The 5,037-nt window shown below is 72.4% G+C and carries 3 protein-coding genes; all 3 read right to left on the bottom strand.

The features are described 5' to 3' along the window. Window positions 1–570 (bottom strand): nitrate reductase molybdenum cofactor assembly chaperone (narJ, locus tag ABFX54_RS55865; RefSeq protein WP_346115482.1); only part of this gene is annotated, 570 nt, incomplete at its 3' end. Next, window positions 567–2,198 (bottom strand): nitrate reductase subunit beta, encoded by a 1,632-nt coding sequence (narH, locus tag ABFX54_RS55860; RefSeq protein ID WP_346115481.1) that lies wholly within the window; start codon window positions 2,196–2,198, stop codon window positions 567–569. The genes narH and narJ, both read right to left, overlap by 4 nt. Beyond that, a partial coding sequence (locus tag ABFX54_RS55855; RefSeq protein ID WP_346115480.1) for a nitrate reductase subunit alpha occupies window positions 2,198–5,037 on the bottom strand: 2,840 nt, incomplete at its 5' end. The genes ABFX54_RS55855 and narH, both read right to left, overlap by 1 nt.

Raw genomic sequence — 5,037 nt, 5'->3', positions numbered from 1 at the left:
GACGCCCCCGACGGGCGGCCCTTCGGCGGCCAGCCGCGGCGCCGCCCCCCGCTCGCGCGCCCCGGCCGGGGGCAGCGTGGGCAGCGCGGCGGCGACCACGTCGGCGACGGGCGAGCGTTCCTCGCGCAGCGCGGCGTGCAGCACCTCCACGCCCGCCCGGTGCTCCCGCAGCAGCCGCCCCGCTTCGCGGACGGCGCCGCGCGCCGACAGCTCGCACACGACGGCCAGGTGGTCGGGCAGCTCGCCGCCGGCGAGCTCGAAGCCGGCCGCCTTCAGCGCGTGCCGGAAGCGCAGCAGCGCGGCGCCGCGCCTGCGCGTGTCGCCGTAGGCGTAGTAGGTGAGGTACGGGCAGCAGCGCCGCTTGAGGTCGAACGTGGCCACGTAGTGCGCGGCGAGCTCGGCCGGAGACGTGGCGGCGACGTGGGCGAGGAAGGCCGACAGCCGCTCGCGCGCCGCGCCCGCCGGCAGCCCGGCCACCTCCTCGCGTAGCAGGCCGAGCCCGTCGTGGAGCCGTTCGTCGGGGTAGCCCAGCAGCACCGAGGCCACCAGGTGGACGGTTCGCACGCTCATTTCCTCCTCCTGGGGAACAGACCGTCCGGGATGCCCTTGCCGTCCCAGTTGAGCAGGTTGACCCGGCCGCGCAGCTCGTCGGCGTCGTCGAGGTGCTCGCCGGTCTGGCGTTCGCGCAGGGCGTGGAAGTTCTCCACCGCCACCGGGGCGGGCCGGCCGGACGCCTCGCCGAACGGCCCCCGCATGCCGGGGCCGCCGTCGTAGTCGAGGCTGCACCCCAGCTCCTCCAGCCGGGCGCCCTGCTCGGCGTGGGCCTTGGGGATCACGTACCGCTCGGCGTAGGGGGCCAGGGCCAGCAGCCGGTGCATGCCCTCGACCTGCGCGCCGCTCAGGCCGGCGGCGGTGGCGATCGACTCGTCCGGCTCCCGGCCGAGATTGAGCCGGCGCATGTACGAGCGCATCGCGGCCAGCCGGCGCAGCACCGCCCGCACCGGCTCCGGGTCGCCGGCGGTGAACAGCTCGGCGAGGTATTCGACGGGGATGCGCAGCGCGTCGATGGCGCCGAACAGGTTGCCCGCGTCCTCGCCGTCGTGCCCGGTCTTCGCCAGCACGTCCACCACGGGGGACAGGGGCGGGATGTACCAGACCATGGGCATCGTCCGGTATTCCGGGTGCAGCGGCAGCGCCACGCCGTACTCGAAGATCAGCCGGTGCACCGGGGACTCGCGCGCGGCGTCGAGCCAGTCGTCGGGGATGCCGCAGGCGCGGGCGGCGGCGATCACGCCGGGGTCGTGCGGGTCGAGCAGGACGCTCTTCTGCGCCTCGTACAGGTCCCGCTCGGAGGGCGTGGCGGCGGCTTCGGCGACGCGGTCGGCGTCGTACAGGACGAGCCCGAGATAGCGCAGCCGCCCCACGCACGTCTCCGAGCAGACGGTCGGGATGCCGACCTCCACCCGCGGGTAGCAGAACGTGCACTTCTCGGCCTTGCCGGTCTTGTGGTTGAAGTACACCTTCTTGTACGGGCACCCCGTCACGCACATGCGCCAGCCCCGGCACCGGTCCTGGTCCACCAGCACGATGCCGTCCTCCGAGCGCTTGTACAGCGCCCCCGACGGGCAGGAGGCCACGCACGACGGGTTGAGGCAGTGCTCGCAGATGCGCGGCAGGTAGAACATGAACGCCCGCTCGAACTCCAGCTTCACCTGCTCCGACACCTTGCGCAGCACCGGGTCGGGGGAGGGGTCGCCGGCCAGGTCGTCGTCCCAGTTCGCGCTCCAGCCGATCTTCATGGGCCGGCCGGTGATGAGCGAGCGGGGCCGCGCCACCGGGGTGTCGGCCTGCATCGGCGCGGAGAACAGCCGGTCGTAGTCGTACGTCCAGGGCTCGTAGTAGTCCTGGATGGAGGGCATGAGCGGATTGGCGAAGATGGAGAGAAGCTTCCTGACCCGGCCGCCCGCCTTCAGCTTGAGCCGGCCGCGCCGGTTCAGCTCCCAGCCGCCGCGCCACCGGTCCTGGTCCTGGTACGTACGGGGGTAGCCCTGGCCGGGGCGGGTCTCGACGTTGTTGAACCAGACGTACTCGGTGCCGGCCCGGTTGGTCCACGCCTGCTTGCAGGTGACCGAGCAGGTGTGGCAGCCGATGCACTTGTCCAGGTTCATCACCATGGCCAGTTGTGCCATCACGCGCATCAGTAGTCGACCTCCTGGCCGCGGCGGCGGATCACGGTGACCTCGTCGCGCTGGTTCCCGGTGGGCCCCAGATAGTTGAAGGCGAAGCTGAGCTGGGCGTAGCCGCCGATCAGATGGGTGGGCTTGACCAGCAGCCGGGTCAGGGAGTTGTGGATGCCGCCGCGCAGACCGGAGATCTCGCTCTTGGGCACGTCCACCACCCGTTCCTGGGCGTGGTACATGTACACCGTGCCCTCGGGCATGCGGTGCGAGACGACCGCGCGGGCCACCACGACGCCGTTGCGGTTGACCGCCTCCACCCAGTCGTTGTCGGCGATCCCCGCCTTCGCGGCGTCGGCCGGGCTCATCCAGATGGTCGGGCCGCCGCGCGACAGGGTGAGCATGAGCAGGTTGTCCTGATATTCGGAGTGGATGGACCACTTGGAGTGCGGGGTGAGGTAGCGCACGGTGATGCCGCTTTCGAAGGACTCGCCGACCCCCGGCTCGCCGAACAGCGCGGTCATGTTCAGCGGCGGCCGGTAGACCGGCAGCGCCTCGCCCGCCTCGTGCATCCAGTCGTGATCGAGGTAGAAGTGCTGGCGGCCGGTGAGGGTGTGCCACGGTTTGCGGTGTTCCACGTTGATGGTGAACGGCGAGTAGCGGCGCCCGCCGCTCTCGCTGCCCGACCACTCCGGCGAGGTGCCCACCGGCACCGGCCTGGCCTGGGTGTCGGCGAAGGTGATCCGCTGGTGCTCGTCGGCCAGGCCGTCGAACGACGTCCCGGTCCTGCGGCCCAGCGTGGTGAAGCCCTGCGCGGCCAGGCGCCCGTTGGTGGTGCCCGACAGCGCCAGGATGGCCTCGCACAGGTCGCGGTCTCTGGCCAGCGACGGGCGGCCGTCCCGGGTGCCGTTCATCCGGGCCAGCCGCTCGATCTCGCCGGACACGTCGAACGTCAGGCCCTTGGTGGTGGCGCCGAGCCGCTCCAGCAGCGGGCCGAGCGCGGCCAGCTTCTCCGCCACCGCCGCGTAGTCGCGCTCCACGGCGACGATCTTGGGGAAGTCGCGGCCTGGCACGGGCGTGCGTCCCGCCGTGCGCCAGTCGTGCACCCGGCCGTGCGGGGTGGCCAGCTCGTCGGCGGTGTCGTGCAGCAGCGGGACCGCGACCAGATCTTTCCGCGTGCCGAGGTGCGTCGCGGCCAGCTCGCTGAACGCCCGCGCGATGGCGTGGAAGGCGGCGAAGTCGGTACGGGTCTGCCACGGCGGGTCGATGGCGGGGGTGAAGGCGTGCACGAACGGGTGCATGTCGGTCGAGGACAGATCGTGCTTCTCGTACCAGGTGGCGGCCGGCAGCACGATGTCGGAGAACAGCGTCGTGGACGTCATCCGGAAGTCCAGCGACAGCAGCAGGTCCAGCTTGCCCTGGGGTGCCTCCTCCGGCCAGGCCACGCCTTCCGGCCGCCGGCCCGGCGCGGCCTCCTCCGCGCGTACGGCGGAGTCCGTGCCCAGCAGGTGACGCAGGAAGTACTCGTTGCCCTTGGCCGAGGATCCGAGCAGGTTCGCGCGCCACACGGTCAGCACGCGCGGCCAGTTCGCCGGCGCGTCCGGATCCTCGCAGGCGAAGCCGAGCCGTCCCGCCGCGACCTGCTCGGCGACGTACGTTCCCGGGTCGGCGCCCGCCTCGTCGGCCAGGTCGAGGGGGTTGCGGTCGAACGTCGGGTACGACGGCATCCAGCCCAGCCGGGCCGACTGCGCCAGCAGGTCGGCGGTGGCCTTGCCGGCGAAGGCGCCGTCGCCGAGGGGTGAGGAGACGACGTCCGCGCTGTAGGTGTCGTAACGCCACTGGTCGGTGTGCAGGTACCAGTAGGCGGTGCCGATCATCTGCCGGGGCGGGCGCGCCCAGTCCAGCCCGAAGGCGAGCTGCGCCCATCCGGTGATCGGCCGGCACTTCTCCTGGCCGACGTAGTGGGCCCAGCCGCCCCCGTTCACGCCCTGGCAGCCGGTCAGCGTGGTCAGCGCCAGCATCGCCCGGTAGATCGTGTCGGAGTGGAACCAGTGGTTCGTCCCCGCCCCCATGACGATCATCGAGCGGCCGCCCGACTCCTCCGCGTTCGTGGCGAACTCGCGGGCGATCCGGGCCGCCGCCACGGCGGGCACGCCGGTGATCGCCTCCTGCCAGGCAGGCGTGTACGGCTCGGCCGCGTCGTCGTACCCCGACGGCCACCGCCCCGGCAGCCCGTCGCGGGCCACCCCGTACTGGGCCAGCATCAGGTCGAACACCGTGGTCACCAGGTGGCCGCCCACCCGGCGCACCGGCACGCCCCGCTCCAGGACGCCGTCCGCGTCGAAGCGCGGCAGCGCCACCGCGACCGCCTCGTCTCCGAGGAGGCTCAGCAGCGGATCGACCTCGCCCAGGTCGAGGTTCCACCGGCCCTGCCCCTGCTCGGAGTGGCGGAAGGCGAGCGAGCCGTTCGGCACGACCGGCTCGCCGGTCCGCGCGTCCAGCAGCACGGTGGCGAACGCACTCCCCTGCTCGTCGAGGTCGGCCGCCGTGAGGAACTTGTCCGGCACGTACGACCCGTCCCGCTCCCGCAGCCGCACCAGGAACGGCAGGTCCGTGAAGCGCTTGACGTAGTCGGTGAACCGCGGGGTGTCCCGGCCGGCGAAGAACTCCTTGAGGATCACGTGCCCCATCGCCATGGCCAGCGCGCCGTCCGTGCCCGGATGCGGGGCCAGGAACTCGTCGGCGAACTTGGCCGCGTCGTTGTAGTCGGGGGCGAGCACCACGACCTTCTGGCCCCGGTAACGTGCCTCGGCCATCCAGTGCGCGTCGGGCGTGCGGGTGACCGGCACGTTCGAGCCCC

It is taken from the genome of Nonomuraea maheshkhaliensis (genome assembly GCF_039529435.1).
In the GTDB taxonomy this organism is placed as follows: domain Bacteria; phylum Actinomycetota; class Actinomycetes; order Streptosporangiales; family Streptosporangiaceae; genus Nonomuraea; species Nonomuraea maheshkhaliensis.
This window is presented reverse-complemented; position numbering and strand designations above follow the sequence as displayed.

What these genes read in the sequence shown, in the direction of transcription:
- narH (WP_346115481.1), bottom strand. Translation starts at nt 2,198, where the DNA reads ATGCGCGTGATGGCACAACTGGCCATGGTGATGAACCTGGACAAGTGC.